Below are 14,485 nucleotides of genomic sequence, written 5' to 3'. Positions count from 1 at the left end.
CTACCACTCGATATCGTCGGGCGAACATTTCGCCGTGTTGACGACGACCTCACGGACATCGCCATCGGCGAAATGGATCACCCGGTCGGCCATGCCGGCCTGGGCGGCGGCATGGGTCACGATCAGCACCGTGGTGCCCATCTTCTCGTTCACCTCCCTGAGCACATGCAGCACCGCGCGGCCGGTGGTGCTGTCCAGCGCGCCTGTGGGCTCGTCGCAGAACAACACGTCCGGCTGCTTGGCCAGCGCCCGCGCAATGGCGACGCGCTGCTGCTCGCCGCCCGAAAGCTGGGCGGGAAAGTGATCGGCGCGCTTATCCAGTCCGACCAGCGCCAACGCCGCGCCCGGGTCCATCGGGTCGCGGGAGATCTCGGTCACCAGCTCGACATTTTCGCGCGCGGTCAGGCTGGGCATCAGGTTGTAGAACTGAAAGACGAACCCGACATGATCCCGGCGATAGCGGGTGAGTTCCTTGTCGCTCATCGCCGCGAGGTCGCGGTCGCGAAAGAACACCTCGCCGTCGGTGCCACGATCCAGCCCGCCAAGAATGTTCAGCAGGGTGGACTTGCCGCTGCCCGAGGGGCCCAGCAGCACCACGATCTCGCCCTCGGGGATCTCCAGCGAGACGCCGCGCAGCGCCTGCACGGCCGCCGGTCCCTCGCCGTAGATCTTGCGCAGGTTGCGCGTGGTATAGGTGCTGTCGGGCACCGGGGCCTCCTTTGTCAGCGCTGCCCGGGATCAGGACGGGCGGATACCGCCCAGGATCAGGCTGAGCTGCTTGTCGGTCCAGGGCGCCGCGCGCTCGATCTGGCCGCACAGCGATATCAGCCGCTCGTCCTCACCAAAGGCCATGGCCAGATGCACCCCCACCGGCAGATCCTCGGCGCTCCAGTGCAGTGGCAGCGACACCGCCGGCTGGCCGCTGGCGTTGAAGATCGCGGTGAAGGGCGAATATTCGAACACACCGCCCGGCCCGTTGCGATAGGCGACGAAATCCTCGTTCACCGGGGCAAGCTGGCCGACCCGTGCCGGCGGCGTGGCCAGCGTCGGCGTCAGCAGTACGTCGCAGTCCAGGAACACATGCGCCATGCGCCGGCCAAAGGCATGCACCTCGCCCACCGCGTCGAGGTAATCGGCGCCGGAAATCTCGCGCGCATAGGCGATTGCGCCGCGCGTCACCCCGTCGACCATTTCGGGGTCGAGCGGCCGCCCCTTCAGCACCTTTTCGACGCTCAGCGCGGTGCCGCAGGCGACGATCCGGGTCCAGGCCAGCATCATCGCCTCGACATCCAGATCGGCGGCGGGGCGGAACTCGGCGACCTCGTGGCCCAGATCCTGCAGCAGGCGCGCGGTCTTCTCGACCGCCGCGACGCAGTCGGGATGCAGCGGATCGCCGCTCAGAGTCTCGTGGCTGAACCGCACCCGCAGCTGGCCCGGATCGCGTTGCATCGCCTCCATATAGCTGCCCTGCATCGGCGGCGCCCAATAGGGCGCGCCCAGATCCGGCCCGGCGCAGGCATCCAGCATCGCGGCGCTGTCGCGCAGGCTGCGCGTCAGCACCCCGTCGATCGCCATGCCGGCCCAGCCCTCGCCCGAGGCCGGCCCGTCGGGCAGCCGCGCGCGGGTCGGCTTGAACCCCACCAGCCCGCAGGAGGAGGCCGGGATGCGCACCGATCCGCCGCCGTCCGAGCCATGCGCCATCGGCACGATGCCGGCCGCCACCGCCGCCCCCGACCCGCCGGAGGAGCCGCCGGAGGTATGCCCGGTGTTCCATGGGTTGCGGGTGGGGCCGTCATAGACGCCCGCCTCGGTCACCGGCCCGACCCCCAGTTCGGGCGAGGCGGTGCGCGCATAGGTCACCACGCCGGTCGCCTGCATCCGCAGGAAGATCTCGGAGTCATAGCTCCACTCCATCCCCCGCATCAGCCGTGAGCCGTTGTTGGTGGGATAGGCGCGCGCCTCGGCGCCCAGATCCTTGATCAGAAAGGGCACGCCGCGAAACGGCCCCTCGGGCAGCCCGTCGCGGATCGCCTGGCGCGCCACCTCCTCGCGCCGCATCACCACCGCGTTCAGCGCCGGGTTCAGCGCCTCGGTCAGCTCCAGCGCGATATCCAGCAGCTCCTCTGCCGTCGCCTCGCCGCTGCTTACCATTCCGGCCAATCCGGTGCCGTCCTGCCGCAGATAGGTCTCTTTCATCGTCGGGCACTCCTCGTGCTGCACAGCTTGGTTTTCCGGCATCCTCGGCGGCTTGATGGAAAAAGGCAACCGCGGGGGTTGGCCCCCGTGCGCCCCCGGGGCAAGGTGCCGCCGGTTTCAGACAGGAAGATGATGACGCATATGACCCACCCGCCGCAAAGTGGCCACGACGGCCCCTATCCCGCCCCCATCCTGGTTTCCGACCGCAGGGTCGAGCCCGACTGGATCGATGCCAACGGCCACATGAACGTGGGCTATTACGGGATCGCCTTCGATCTGGCCGCCGACATGATGTTCGAGGAGCATCTGGGCGTCGGCTGGGACTATGTCGCGCGCAGCGGGCAGGGCTCCTTCGTGCTGCAGGCCCATACCCATTTTCTCGACGAGTTGCGCGAGGGCGAGGGGTTTTCCGTCCGCTTCCGGCTGATCGATCACGACCGCAAGCGGCTGCATGTCTTTGCCGAGATGGTCCGCGACGCCGATGGCGCGGTCTGCGCCACCCAGGAAACCGTGTCGATGAATGTCGATCACGCGGCCCGACGCGCCACCGACTATCCCGACTGGGCGGTGCAACGGTTTGCCCGGATGAAACAGGACCACGCCGGGCTGGAGCCGCCCGCCCAACTCGGCGCGCCGATCGGTCTGCGGCGCAAGAGCTAGGGCGGCCTCAGCCCGCCCCGGCAATCCGGCGCCGCGCGGCGACAAGGCCGGCCAGCGTCATCCGCGCCTCATCCGCGAGGGTGGTCGGCACGCCCTGCCGCTGCAATGCCTCTGCATAGGGGCGCGCCGCCGCGTCCGGTCCGATCAGCGCCACCTGCTGACCCAGCCAGTAGGGCCGCGCCGCAGTCAGTTCCGCACCGGTGAGCAGGCCGTAAAGGCGCGCCCGCGCCTGTCCCGGCCCGAGCCGGTCCAGCACCGCCTCGGCGGCGATCGCCGCCAGCCCGGCGGCCAGCCGCTCGGGCCGCGACATCGCCGTCTCCAGCGCCGCGCCAAAGGCGGCGTTGTCCCAGCCCTCGCCGGCACCGGCGGCGCGCAGCGAAGGGGCCGCAGCCAGCGCGGTCGCCGTCTCGCCGGTCAGGAAACTTTGAAAACTTACCACCTCATCGGCGCTGATCTGAGCCCAGTGTGTCACCTGACCCGGCAGGCAGATCACCCCGTCCCAGCGCGGATTGAGCGCGAGAAAGCCGGCGATGCGCGCCGCGTCCGCGTCCATCAGCGCCGGCGGGCTGTCCTGGCGCAGACCGGGCAGGGCATGGACCAGCCCATCGGCCAGCGGCACCGGCACGATCATTCCCGGTTTCGCGGGCACCGCGACGGCAGCCGCGCCGAGGCCCGGCCCGCAGACCATGGCCGGCATCCCGTCGCAGAGCCGGCGCAGAAGATCCACCGCGCTCTGCCCGCCCGGGCCCTCGTCCGGCATCTCGATCTGACGGGTTCCGGTGACGGTTTCGCCCAGCAGATGCCAGGCCCGCGCACGCCCCGGGGTCAGGTCGACGGCGCACCAGGCCGCACTGTCTGAACCTGCCGTCATCGCCGGCGCCTATGCGATCACGTCGCCGACCAGAACCTGCGGCTGAACATCGGTGAAATTGGCCACATCCTGCATCACCGGGGCCGAGGCCCGCATCGCCGCGCCCATCGCCTCCTTGTCGGCGAAGACGATGGTCGCAACCGCGTAAAAGCCCGGCGGTGTGTCCGGCCCGCCGGAAACGCCCCGCGTCACCAGCGTCCGTTCGATATGCGGACCCATGTGCTCGGCGACCAGCGGCATATGCGTGCCGAGGTAATAGTCATAGTCGAAATGCGTGCCGTCCGAGATCGGGTAGATGACCTGAAGCGAAAGAGACATGGCGGTTCCTCTCCTGTGCCGCGGCCCGATGCCGCGAAGACTGACCTTTGCATGTCACATCCGCCGCCATCCGGGCAAGGGTCAGGATCAGGAGCGCGGCCACGCCGACCGGCGCCGCCCTTATTGTGCCACAGTTCGGCGCGGGGTCCGACCCCAAGGCAAGGCCGCCACATTCGAAAACCTGTTAACCGATTCTGAGGCCGTCAAGGTTTCCAAAATCTGAACAATCATCTGGAAACAGAGGGAATGGTGACCTAGATTACTGAGAATTAGGCAACTTTGTGGCCGTTTCAGGGTGGAAACAGACTGTTTCCGCCGTAGTTGTTAAAAGTCTATATGTCAGTGGTAAATTCAATCATGGCAAAAACAGGGCAACAACCAGACCTGATTTTGCCAGCGGATCAACCGGTTTGTCTGTGGGGGGCACCGGGGTCTGAGATCCGCACCTGAAGGCCCGGCCGAGCTGCTTGGACGGGTACCAGAACATTGAGTGTGAATTGAGTGCGACAGGCCGGGCTGTCCGCAGCATGCGGTGTGCGGCCATCTGTCAGGAGAGCACGGTAATGGAAAGAGTCTATTTTTCGCAAGGCGCTGCACTGCGTTTCCCCCCCGCGCCCCGGCGCCACAGGATGCGGTTCATGATTTCGGCGCCCGCCAACCTCGACCGCCCGTTTCCCGGCTATGCGGAAGCGATCGCGTCGCGGTCCACCGAGGGATGGTATGCGCGCGCCGGCAAGCGGGCGCTGGATATCGTTCTGGTCCTGCTGACCCTGCCGCTGACCCTGCCGCTGATCGCGCTCTGTGCGCTGGCGCTGTGGATGGAAGGCGGCCAGCCGTTCTACTGGCAGGACCGCGTGGGGCAGCGTGGACGCCGGTTCTCGATCGCCAAGCTGCGCACGATGGTGCGCGATGCCGATGCCCGGCTGGCCCATCTGCTGGCCACGGACCCGGCGATCCGCGACGAGTGGAACCACGCGCAAAAGCTGCGCAACGATCCGCGCATCACGCCGATGGGCCGGATTCTGCGCGCGACCTCTTTCGACGAGCTGCCGCAGCTGTGGAACGTGCTCAAGGGCGAGATGAGCCTGGTTGGCCCGCGCCCGATGCTGCCGGAACAACGGCGCCTTTACGGCGATGCCGCCTTCTACGAGGCGCTGCGCCCCGGCATCACCGGGCTTTGGCAGGTCTCGATGCGCAACGACAAGGAATTCACCTACCGTGCCCGGATCGATGCCGCCTATTGCCGCTCGCTGTCGCTGGGACGCGACCTGAAGCTGATGGTTCGCACGCTGGCCGTGGTGGCCCGTCGTACCGGAATTTGACAGGCGCTTTCCGCCGCAACGCAGGTTTGGAGGACAGGGCATGCGAGACTATCTTGATACGGAAATGGCCACTGGCGAAGGCATGGTTCTGCCGCTGGCGGGGATGAGCGAAACGGAACGGATGGCCCGCGAAAAGCGAAAAATTTTCCGGCGCAAGGCGGCCCGCCGTCAGGCCGAGGAGGCGCTTCACGTGCAACCGTCGGTCCACAATCTGCCGGCCACGCTGCCGGATGCCTGGGACCGGCTGCGCCGGGTCAAGCCGGGCCTGCGCGACGCAAAGGCTCAGCCCAAGCCGCTGGTCAGCCTGTTCCGCGAGGATCCCGCCGCCCGTGCCTTTGACCTGCTGCGCACGCGGCTGATGCACACCCTGCGCAGCAACGGCTGGCGCCGGGTGGCGATCGCCGCGCCCACCGCGGGGTGCGGGGCGACCTTCACGGCGGTGAACCTCGCGCTCAGCCTGGCGCGCGTGCCGGATACCCGGACCGTCCTGATGGACATGAACCGCCGCGACCCCGGGGTTGCGCGGATGCTGGAGCTGCCGGTGGAAGGGGACATGGAGGCGTTCCTGCGCGGGGAGTGCCCCGCCGGAGACCATTTGGTGCGCTGCTCCAACGGGCTGGCGCTGGGCCTTGCCGCCGGCCCTGACCGCAACGCGGCCGAAACCCTGCACGATCCCAGCTGCGCCCGGGCGCTGGACGACATGATCCTGACGATGGACCCGGATGTGGTTCTGTACGATCTGCCGCCGGTTCTGTCCTTTGACGATGCCGCCGCGTTCCTGCCGCAGGTCGATGCGCTGCTGCTGGTCGCCGACGGCACCCGGACCACCGCCGCCCAGATCCGCGCCTGCGAAGAGCTGCTGGGCGATCAGGCCGAGCTGCTGGGGGTGGTCCTGAACCAGGCGCGCTGAGCGCGCGCCGGCCAGCCTAGGCCAGTCTCGGCCCGCCTTTGACCGCCTTTGGCCCGCCCGCTGCCGTTGCCGCCACCGCCCTGTCTTTGGCGCGGCGATCCCGGAATCGCCTTAGTTTCGCCTGTTTGCTATGGTGTTGTGCCGGGCAACGGCCCGGATTACGGGCGGACAACGGGCGGCACGCGGGCGCGCGCAGCCCCGCGCGGATTTGAGGTAGGGTGCATGGGTCCGATTCTTTCTTTTGCGGATTTTCTCGACATGGTGCGGCGGCGCGCGGGTCTGATCTTGCTGCTGGTGATACTGGGCTGCGGGCTGTCGGTTCTGGTGGCAGGGGCGCAAAGCCACCTCTATCGCTCGGTCGAGGTGATCCAGGTGGTTCAGCCCAAGGTCGCCGGCGATCTGGCGCGCACCACGGTCGAGGGGTCGGCGGCGCGGCGCCTGCAATCGATCGAGCAGCGCGTGATGGCCCGCGACAATGTGCTGGAGGTGATCTCGCGATACGGCCTTTTCACCGACGACCCGTCGATGACGGACAATGAAAAGGTCGACGTTCTGCGGACCGCGGTCCAGATCAAGAGCAAGGCGGCGGCGGGTGAGGGCCGCAGCGGCGATGGCGCGCTGTCGATCCTCACCGTCAAGGCCGAGATGCGCAGCGCGTTGCTGGCGCAGCGGATCGCCCATGAATTCGCCCGCCAGACCATCGACCTCAGCCGCGAGGGCCGGCTTCAGCAGGCGCGCGAAACGCTCGCCTTCTTCACCGCGCGCGAAGAGACATTGCGCGCGCGCGTCGCCCGGATCGACGAGGACATGGCCGCCTTTCGCAAGGCCAACGATCTGGCGCTTCCCGGAACGCTGAATTTCCGCCGCGACGAGATCGCCTCGATCAATCAGGAACTGCTGAGCATCGCGCGCGAGCGTATCCGGATTCAGCGCGCCGCGGATCAGGTCCGGCAGACCGCGCGCAAGGCCACCGCGGACCGCAAGATTGCCGATTTCGAAGAGGAACTGGGCACGCTCGACGCGCAGACGCGGCTGCTGGAGGCGCGCAAGGCCGAACTGGAAAGCTCGATCCAGACCTCGCCGCAGGTCGAACGGCAGATCGGCGCCTATGAGCGCGAGCTGGAACAGGTTCGGGCCGAACTGAACGCGGCTATCTCCGCCCGCACCGAGGCCGAGGTCGGCTATCGGCTGGAAACCGAGGGCCAGGGCGAGCAACTGACGGTGATCGAACCGGCGACGGTGCCGGATTATCCCTTTACCCGCAGCCGCCGGAAACTGGCCATCGCCGGTGCGTTCGTCAGCGTTATCGTGGCGCTGGGGGTGGCCTTTCTGGCCGAGTTGAGGAACCCGGTTATGCGCACCGCCGCGCATATGGAGCGGGATCTGGGCATCAAGCCGGTGGTCTCGGTGCCGCGGATGAACACGCGGATCCACCGGCGCGGCCTGCTGGCGAGGATTTTCGGCCGCCGGTCCACACGGCGTCGCCGGTCCCGCGACGCGGTCTGAGGCCGGATCCGGGGCATGGACGGTTCAGGAAATCACCCCGATCAGCCCCGCCACCTCGTCCCAGTGCAGCCAGAGCGCCAGCCCGCAGAGCGTGCCGGTCACGATTGCGAACACCAGGTCCAGCAGCGGATCCCACACCCGGTGCCGCCGCGCCAGCCAGACCAGCACCGGATAGGTAAGCAGGCTGGTCAGCCCCATCGCCAGAATCGCGCCGAACAGCCCGTACCAGATCACCCCGGTCAGGATCAGCCCGATCTGCGTCACCGCGCGGGCGGTGGAAAAGATGAAATACGACCGGCTGTCGCCCGCCGCCAGCGGCGCCTGCTCATAGGTCATGGCCAGCGCTGAGGGGGCCATCGCGCAGGCCATCAGCGTCACGATCTGCGCCGAGGCGAGATAGCGGTCGTCATACAGAAACTCGACCAGCGCGGGACCGATCAGCGCCATCACGATCGACAGTCCGGCGATGCCGCCGGCCAGACCGGCGCGCAGCAGCCGCTGCTTGCGGAAATTTTCCAGCGAGGCGTGTGCGGGGCGGTCGCGGTAGATCGGGATCATCAGTCCGCCGGTCACCGAATGGCCCAACATGGTGGGGAAACTGGCCAGAAAGAAGCCGATATTGTACAGCCCCAGCATCTCCAGCGACAGGTAACGGCCCAGCACCACCCGGTCGCCCTGGCTGGTGAAGAACCACAGCGCGGTGCTGAGAAAGATCCACTTGCCGAACCGCATCAGTTCGCCCGCGATCTCGCGGTTCCAGCGCAGGCGGTTGCCGCGTCCGGGCAGGAACAGGTTGGTCAGCACCACCCGGGCGGCGGCCTGCAACACCCCGCCCAGAACCAGCGCGGTCACCGATTGGGTGATCAGCGCCAGCACCACCATGGCGCCGATGCCGATCGCCTGCGAGGCCAGCTCGAGCGCGGTCAGCCGGCCCAGCAGCAGGTGGCGGTGGGCGGTTTCGATCTTGGTCGGGGCGAACCCGTTGAAGATCGAGGCCAGCCCGGCCAGCGGCAGGAAATAGGCCAGCGACGGCTCGCCATAGAACTGCGCCGCGGGCAGCGCCAGGGCGCAGGTGCCCAGCCACAGCCCGATTCCACGGGTGATCTGCAACACCCAGGCGGTATCGAGAAACTCCGGATCGTCGCCGCGCGGGTTCTGCTGGATCGCGGGGCCCAGCCCGATGTCGGAAAACAGCGCCAGCCCCACCGTCACCACCGAGACCAGCGCCATCAGACCGAACGCCTCGGGATAGAGCAGCCGGGTCAGGACCAGGTTCGAGAGCAGCCGCAGCCCCTGCGCGCCGCCGTATTTCATCATCAGCCAAGCCATGCTGCGCAGCGCGCGCGCCATCAGTCCGGTGCCTTTGAATGCGGAAATGACTCGGGTCACGCGGGGCCGATCTCTTGCTGGGTCCGGCCGCAGGCTAGGGCGCGGTTGCGGGGGGGTCAATCGGCCAACGGTCCGGCCCGGAAACGGCGGCGCATCTGTTGCGCTTGCGGCGGAAGATCGGGGCGGGGCCCGCCATTCCGAAGCGGGGCGAAACAATCGGGCGGCCCGGGCGGCGGCACGGCGCGCGCGGCTTTCCTCATGCGCCGCCAGCGGTTAGGAAGGTTACACTCCGCCGCAAAGGTCGCGCCCCGTGAAGATCGCATATGTGCTGAACACCTATCCCTTGCCCTCGCACAGCTTCATCCGCCGTGAGGTGCGGGCGCTGGAGCGGGGCGGTTCGCAGGTGCTGCGGCTGGCGATGCGGCGCAGCGCGCTGCCGCTGGTCGACGCCCAGGACCGCGAGGAGGAGGCGCAGACGCAATATGTGCTGGAGCGTGGCGCCGGCCGGCTTCTGTTGGCGCTGGCGGGCCGCGCCCTGCGCCATCCGGGGCGCACCTGGGCGGCGCTGCGGCAGGCGATCCGCGCCGGGCGCGCCTCGCAGGTGGGGGTGCTGCGCCATCTGATCTATCTGGCCGAGGCGGCAGAGGTGGCCAACCGCTGCGCCGCCGAAGGGGTGGCGCATATGCACGCCCATTTCGGCACCAACGCCACCACGGTTGCGATGCTGGCCCATGCGTTGGGCGGGCCGGGCTACAGTTTCACCACCCATGGCCCCGAAGAGTTCGACGCGCCCGCCGCGCTGTCGCTGGGCGACAAGCTGGACCGTTCCGCCTTTGCCGTGGCGATCAGCCAGTTCGGCCGCAGCCAGCTGTGCCGCTGGGCCGCGTTCGAGACCTGGGAGCGGATAAAGGTGGTCCATTGCGGCATCGAGCCGGGCGCCTTCGCCGATCCCACGCCACTGCCGGGCGGGCCGCTGCGGCTGGTCAACATCGGACGGTTTTCCGAACAGAAGGGGCAGGTGCTGCTGATCGAGGCGATGGCGGCGCTGCACGCGGCGCATCCCGGTCTGCACCTGACGCTGGTGGGCGACGGCGAGCTGCGCGGCGCGCTGGAGCGCGCCATTGCCGCCCATGGGCTGGATGATGCGGTCACCCTCACCGGCTGGCTCGACGAGGCCGGCGTGCGCCGCGAGCTGGCGGCGGCGCATGCGCTGATCCTGCCCAGTTTCGCCGAGGGGCTGCCGATGGTGGTGATGGAGGCGATGGCCGCCGCGCGGCCGGTGATCGCCACCTATATCGCCGGCATACCCGAGCTGGTGCGTCCGGGCGAAACCGGCTGGCTGGTGCCGGCGGGCGATGCGCAGGCGCTGACCGATTCCGTGGCAGAGATGGCCGCGACCCCGCCCGCGGCGCTGACGGCGATGGGGCAGGCGGGCCGCGCCCGGGTGCTGGCTCGCCACGATGCCGAGACCGAGGCGGCGCGGCTCGCCGCCCATATTGCGGCTGTCTGCGCGGTTACTGAAACGCCCTGACCGCGTCCCAGCGCGGATTGTCGTCGGACAGGTGCCGCAGCGTGCCCCAGCTGCCCCATTTGCTGGGTGCGGCGACGTCCAGAAAGACGTTGAACAGCTTGCCGCCCGTCGCCTGCCAGCCATTGATCAGCTCGGTATAAAGTGCGCCCATCTCGGCGCTGTAATTGATGTGAATGAAGAAATCTGTGAGGGTTTCGTCCTCCATCGCCTCGCCCTGGCCAAGCAGATGGGTGCCCCCCTCGTACATGATGAGGTCGAGCCGGTGCGCTGCCGCCACCCCGGCGTGATAGGGGAACAGCGTGTTCACCAGTTGCGCCAGTGTGCTCTCTTGTTCGCCGCTGCTCAGCCCGTCGCGCAGTTCGGCCCAGGCGAGGGCGGTGGCCACGTCGTATTGATGCGCCGCGACATAGGCCGCGCGTGCCGCCTCGGTCAGCCCCTGCTGTTCGGCCGCCCGCTCGGCCAGCGCGCGGCTGTCCTCGATCCATTCGCGCACCATCGGCGCGCGGCTGTTCCGGCCCAGCGAATGACCGAAATAGCCGGTGATCGCATAGGCGTCGAAATAGCTGGCGATGGGCGCCCGGTCCGGCTGTTCGCGCATCAGGCGCGAGGGGGTGAGGATGTTGTCCTCCAGCCCCATCCAGCCGGTCTGGGTCGAGATCACGTTGACCAGCCGCGTCTCCGCATCGGCGCCGTAGACCCCGGACCAGATCGCCGCCACCTCGCTGGCGCGCAGGGCATAGTACTGCACCCAGCCGTTGTCCTTGCCCCAGCGCGCCCGCGCCATGCGGTCGGCCCATTGGGCCTGTTCGAACTGCCAGTTCCAGACCTCGTTGGAAAACTCCACATAGGCCGCCAGATCGGGCCAGAGGGTGCCCTGCACCAGCGTCGCAAAGCGGCGGACATAGTCGTCGTCGGCCAGATGCGGCATGTTGAACCAGGGGTTCACCCCCAGCAGGTTGGCCAGATCGACCATCACCTCGACCGGCACGCCGCGCAGGGCATAGGTATAGTCGTCGACCCGAGGCCGGTCGGCCCAATGCGCCTGTTCGGACCCGTTGGTCTGCATCCAGTCCATGAAGCGCAGCGTGCCGAACCCCTCGAGCACCTGCAGGAAATCGGGGTTGAAGACCGCGCCGGCCTCGAAGACGCGCAGATTGTCCTCTTTCACGACGGTGATGTTGCGCAGGTAGTCGCCGGTTTTCTTGCGGTCGGTGCGCTGGATGCGGATGTCGACCGGGCCGGAGCCGGGGGCATAGTCAAATCGCACCTCATTCGCGCCATAGCGGACGTTCCGCGCCCGGCCGCCCACCTCGAGGATGCCGTCGCCCTCGAAGCGCAGCACATAGCGCCCGGCAAGGCTGGTCGCCTCCTGCGGCAGGTCGGTCAGCACCACGGTGCCGATCGAGCCCAGCTCGGGCGGGATTTCCAGCGGCCAGCCGTTGTCGTCCAGATAGCCCGCCTGCGCCAGGTCGTCATGGCCGGCGCCGCCCCATTGGCCGGGCAGATGCCCGATCCAGGGCCGGGCCGTCTTCATCACGTCGACAAAGGGTTGCTCGGCGCTCCAGTCGGCGACCGTGGCCAGCCCGATGGCCAGCGGCACCGGACCCACGGGGCGCGGCGGGGTGCCGTCGTCGGGTTGCAGCAGCGGGGCGGTCCGGCTCTCCCGCGCCGGCGCGGCGGTGGCGAGCGTCAGGCAGGTGGCAAGCAGGAGAAGGGCGAAACGAAACGGGCCGGTCATGGGGCAACTCCGGTCTTGGGATAGGTGGTGACGACCTGCCAGACGATCCGTTGCATCAGCCGGGCGGAGTCGGCGCCGGGCGCCGTGGCGGCGGTGCCGTCGGCGCGGACGAGCTGGCGCGGCAGGCCCTGCGGGTTGCGGCCATAGAGGACCGCGTAGTGGGTCAGCGCCACCAGGTAATGGCCAAGGTCGTTGAGGTGGATGTCGTCGCGCTTTCCGGCCTCGTCGCGGCGGAAGAGGTCGTCGCGGCTGGCGATATTGTCGAGGCCTCCCGCCGCCTCGACCGCGCGCACGAAAGCGGCCATGACCTGACCGGCCGGGATCACGTGGATCGGACGCGCGGCGCCGCCACCGGCCAGATCGGGCAGCAGAACCTTGTTTTCCCACAAGTCTTCCAGATCGCGGTCGAGCCGGTCGAGCCAGCCCTCCGGATCGTCCAGCCGGTGCCAGGTCTCGTAGAGATAGACACGGGTTTCCGGCGCCGCCTGCCGGGCCAGATCGGCCCATTGTGACAGGTAGCGCGCGCTGTCGTGGTATTTGATCGCATCGCGCAACTCGACCATCTCGGTCAGCACCACGGCATCGTACTCGCCCGAGCCGATGGCCACGCGCGCGGGGCGGAATTGTGGCGTGTCGTTCTCGGCCTCGAAGCCGTTGATCTCCAGATCCGGCTCCCAATGCTGTTTCAGCGTGGTGCCCCAGCCCAGTTGCAGCGCATAGCGGTGGCCCGGTCCGGCCAGTTGCGCCAGCATCGCGGGCATGTCGCGGCCAACCAGGCTGTGGCCCAGGTGATAGACGGTGATCGGTCCCGGCGGCGGTGTCAGCGGCGTGTCATAGGCGGCGGCGACGGAAGCCGCGCCGGGTGTCCGGGGTTTGGACATGTACCACCAGACCGACCCGGCAAGCAGCAGCGCGGCGGCGATGAGGACAACGAGCAGGCGGAGGGTCATCGGGCGGGCGGCCTCTGGCGGTTGGAACGTATCGGTCCCTGTGATCTAGTGCGGATCGGGTCGGGTTTCACGCCGCAAGCACCACCGCTGTCACGATCCGCCCGCCGCCGATGGCATAGCGGCCCGAAAGGCGGCTGCCGGCGGCAAAGGGGGCGACGGCGCGCAGGAACCGGGCGGTGAAGTGGCCGGCCCCCCCGGCATCCAATTCGATCTCCAGCGTCTGGAAATCGAACAGCGTCCGGCTCAACGGATATTGCGCCTTATAGGCGGCCTCCTTGGCGGAAAAGATCAGCTTGGCGATCTGGCCGCGCCGGCCCGGCGGCACGGCGGCGAGGCGGTCCAGCTCCGACGGGGTGCAGATGGTGGCCAACAGGTCGGGGGCAAGCGGGTTGTCGTCCTCCAGGTCCAGGCCCAGGGCGCGGAAATTCTCGGCGCGGGCCACCGCCGCAAGGCAGGCGGTATCGCAATGGGTGATCGTCCCGGCCAGTCCCCCGGGCCAGACCGGTGCGCGGTCTGGGCCATGCAGGACCGGGGCAGGGGGGACGCCCAGCTGCGCCATCGCCCGGCGTGCCGCGGCGCGTCCGGCATCGAATTCGCGCAAACGCCGGGGCCGCGCATGAGCCAGGGCGGCACGTTCTTCCGGCAGGGCCGGCGGCTGCGGCGCCCGGGGATCGCTGGCCGCCAGCACCACCGCCGCGGGCAGCAAGGGGCGGGCCAGCGTCCAGGCGTCGGCCTCATGGAGGGAGGGGGCCGCCGCCATGCTCATCCCGCGCGCATCCGCCGCCGGTCGCGCATGGCGCGGCGTTTCGAGATCGTCTCGCTGCGGTCCTGATCGGGGACCACGGGCGGTTCCGGCTCGGTGCCGCCGGCATCCAGATGCCCGGCCAGCCCGCCCAGCGTGGGAAAGCGGAAGATGTCGGTGATCGACAGATCCGGCCGGCCCAGCGTGCTGCGGATCTCGCGATGGGCCTGCACCGCCAGCAGGGAATGGCCGCCGAGGGCAAAGAAATTGTCCCCCGCCCCGATCCCGGCGGGGTCGAGGCCCAGGATACGGCCCCAGATCGCCGCGATCTGCGCCTGCGGCCCGTTGCCCGCCGGCGGGGCAACCGGCGCCGCGCCCGCCGCCGGACGCGGCGCGCGCGCCGGGGCCGGGT

Annotated in this window: 14 protein-coding genes; 5 read left to right on the top strand and 9 right to left on the bottom strand. The window is 68.8% G+C overall.

What is annotated here, in order from left to right; all coding sequences use genetic code 11:
• Nucleotides 1-708, bottom strand: coding sequence for an ABC transporter ATP-binding protein (locus E1832_RS18520; RefSeq protein WP_133361271.1), 708 nt, complete (start codon nucleotides 706-708; stop codon nucleotides 1-3).
• A 30-nt stretch (nucleotides 709-738) separates the two neighbouring features.
• Nucleotides 739-2,196 (bottom strand): amidase, encoded by a 1,458-nt coding sequence (locus E1832_RS18515; protein WP_133361270.1) that lies wholly within the window; start codon nucleotides 2,194-2,196, stop codon nucleotides 739-741.
• Between the two features lie 132 nt (nucleotides 2,197-2,328).
• On the opposite strand from E1832_RS18515, the gene E1832_RS18510 reads away from it, so the two are divergent.
• Nucleotides 2,329-2,856 (top strand): thioesterase family protein, encoded by a 528-nt coding sequence (locus E1832_RS18510; protein ID WP_133361269.1) that lies wholly within the window; start codon nucleotides 2,329-2,331, stop codon nucleotides 2,854-2,856.
• 7 nt (nucleotides 2,857-2,863) lie between these two features.
• Here E1832_RS18510 and E1832_RS18505 read toward each other — a convergent pair whose 3' ends face one another.
• Together E1832_RS18505 and E1832_RS18500 are read right to left on the bottom strand one after the other, a co-directional pair.
• On the bottom strand, nucleotides 2,864-3,727 hold the full coding sequence (locus E1832_RS18505) for a 2-dehydro-3-deoxygalactonokinase (protein ID WP_133361268.1): 864 nt from the start codon (nucleotides 3,725-3,727) through the stop codon (nucleotides 2,864-2,866).
• 9 nt (nucleotides 3,728-3,736) lie between these two features.
• Nucleotides 3,737-4,045, bottom strand: coding sequence for an EthD family reductase (locus tag E1832_RS18500; RefSeq protein ID WP_133361267.1), 309 nt, complete (start codon nucleotides 4,043-4,045; stop codon nucleotides 3,737-3,739).
• 638 nt (nucleotides 4,046-4,683) lie between these two features.
• On the opposite strand from E1832_RS18500, the gene E1832_RS18495 reads away from it, so the two are divergent.
• From E1832_RS18495 to E1832_RS18485, 3 genes are all read left to right on the top strand, one after another.
• On the top strand, nucleotides 4,684-5,367 hold the full coding sequence (locus E1832_RS18495; RefSeq protein WP_133361266.1) for a sugar transferase: 684 nt from the start codon (nucleotides 4,684-4,686) through the stop codon (nucleotides 5,365-5,367).
• 40 nt (nucleotides 5,368-5,407) lie between these two features.
• Complete coding sequence (locus E1832_RS18490; RefSeq protein WP_133361265.1) at nucleotides 5,408-6,277, top strand: CpsD/CapB family tyrosine-protein kinase; 870 nt, start codon at nucleotides 5,408-5,410, stop codon at nucleotides 6,275-6,277.
• 222 nt (nucleotides 6,278-6,499) lie between these two features.
• Complete coding sequence (locus E1832_RS18485; protein ID WP_133361264.1) at nucleotides 6,500-7,783, top strand: GumC domain-containing protein; 1,284 nt, start codon at nucleotides 6,500-6,502, stop codon at nucleotides 7,781-7,783.
• A gap of 24 nt (nucleotides 7,784-7,807) precedes the next feature.
• Here E1832_RS18485 and E1832_RS18480 read toward each other — a convergent pair whose 3' ends face one another.
• On the bottom strand, nucleotides 7,808-9,172 hold the full coding sequence (locus E1832_RS18480; RefSeq protein ID WP_133361263.1) for an oligosaccharide flippase family protein: 1,365 nt from the start codon (nucleotides 9,170-9,172) through the stop codon (nucleotides 7,808-7,810).
• A 250-nt stretch (nucleotides 9,173-9,422) separates the two neighbouring features.
• On the opposite strand from E1832_RS18480, the gene E1832_RS18475 reads away from it, so the two are divergent.
• A complete protein-coding gene (locus E1832_RS18475) occupies nucleotides 9,423-10,643 on the top strand; it encodes a glycosyltransferase (RefSeq protein ID WP_133361262.1) in 1,221 nt (406 codons plus the stop codon).
• Here the strand turns inward: E1832_RS18475 and E1832_RS18470 are convergent.
• From E1832_RS18470 to E1832_RS18455, 4 genes are all read right to left on the bottom strand, one after another.
• Nucleotides 10,627-12,381, bottom strand: a complete 1,755-nt coding sequence (locus E1832_RS18470; RefSeq protein WP_133361261.1) for a hypothetical protein — start codon at nucleotides 12,379-12,381, stop codon at nucleotides 10,627-10,629. The two genes, E1832_RS18475 and E1832_RS18470, sit on opposite strands and share 17 nt — an antisense overlap.
• Entirely contained in the window at nucleotides 12,378-13,331 is a 954-nt protein-coding gene (locus E1832_RS18465) for a hypothetical protein (RefSeq protein ID WP_133361260.1), read from the bottom strand. The genes E1832_RS18470 and E1832_RS18465 overlap by 4 nt, the downstream gene beginning before the upstream one ends.
• Nucleotides 13,332-13,398: 67 nt before the next feature.
• Nucleotides 13,399-14,097: a 4'-phosphopantetheinyl transferase family protein gene (locus E1832_RS18460; protein WP_133361259.1), complete on the bottom strand. Its 699-nt coding sequence runs from the start codon at nucleotides 14,095-14,097 to the stop codon at nucleotides 13,399-13,401.
• The coding region (locus tag E1832_RS18455) for an acyl carrier protein (RefSeq protein ID WP_133361258.1) at nucleotides 14,094-14,485 on the bottom strand (392 nt) is incomplete at its 5' end. The genes E1832_RS18460 and E1832_RS18455, both read right to left, overlap by 4 nt.

The organism is Antarcticimicrobium luteum, from assembly GCF_004358185.1.
Lineage (GTDB): Bacteria > Pseudomonadota > Alphaproteobacteria > Rhodobacterales > Rhodobacteraceae > Antarcticimicrobium > Antarcticimicrobium luteum.
This window is presented reverse-complemented; position numbering and strand designations above follow the sequence as displayed.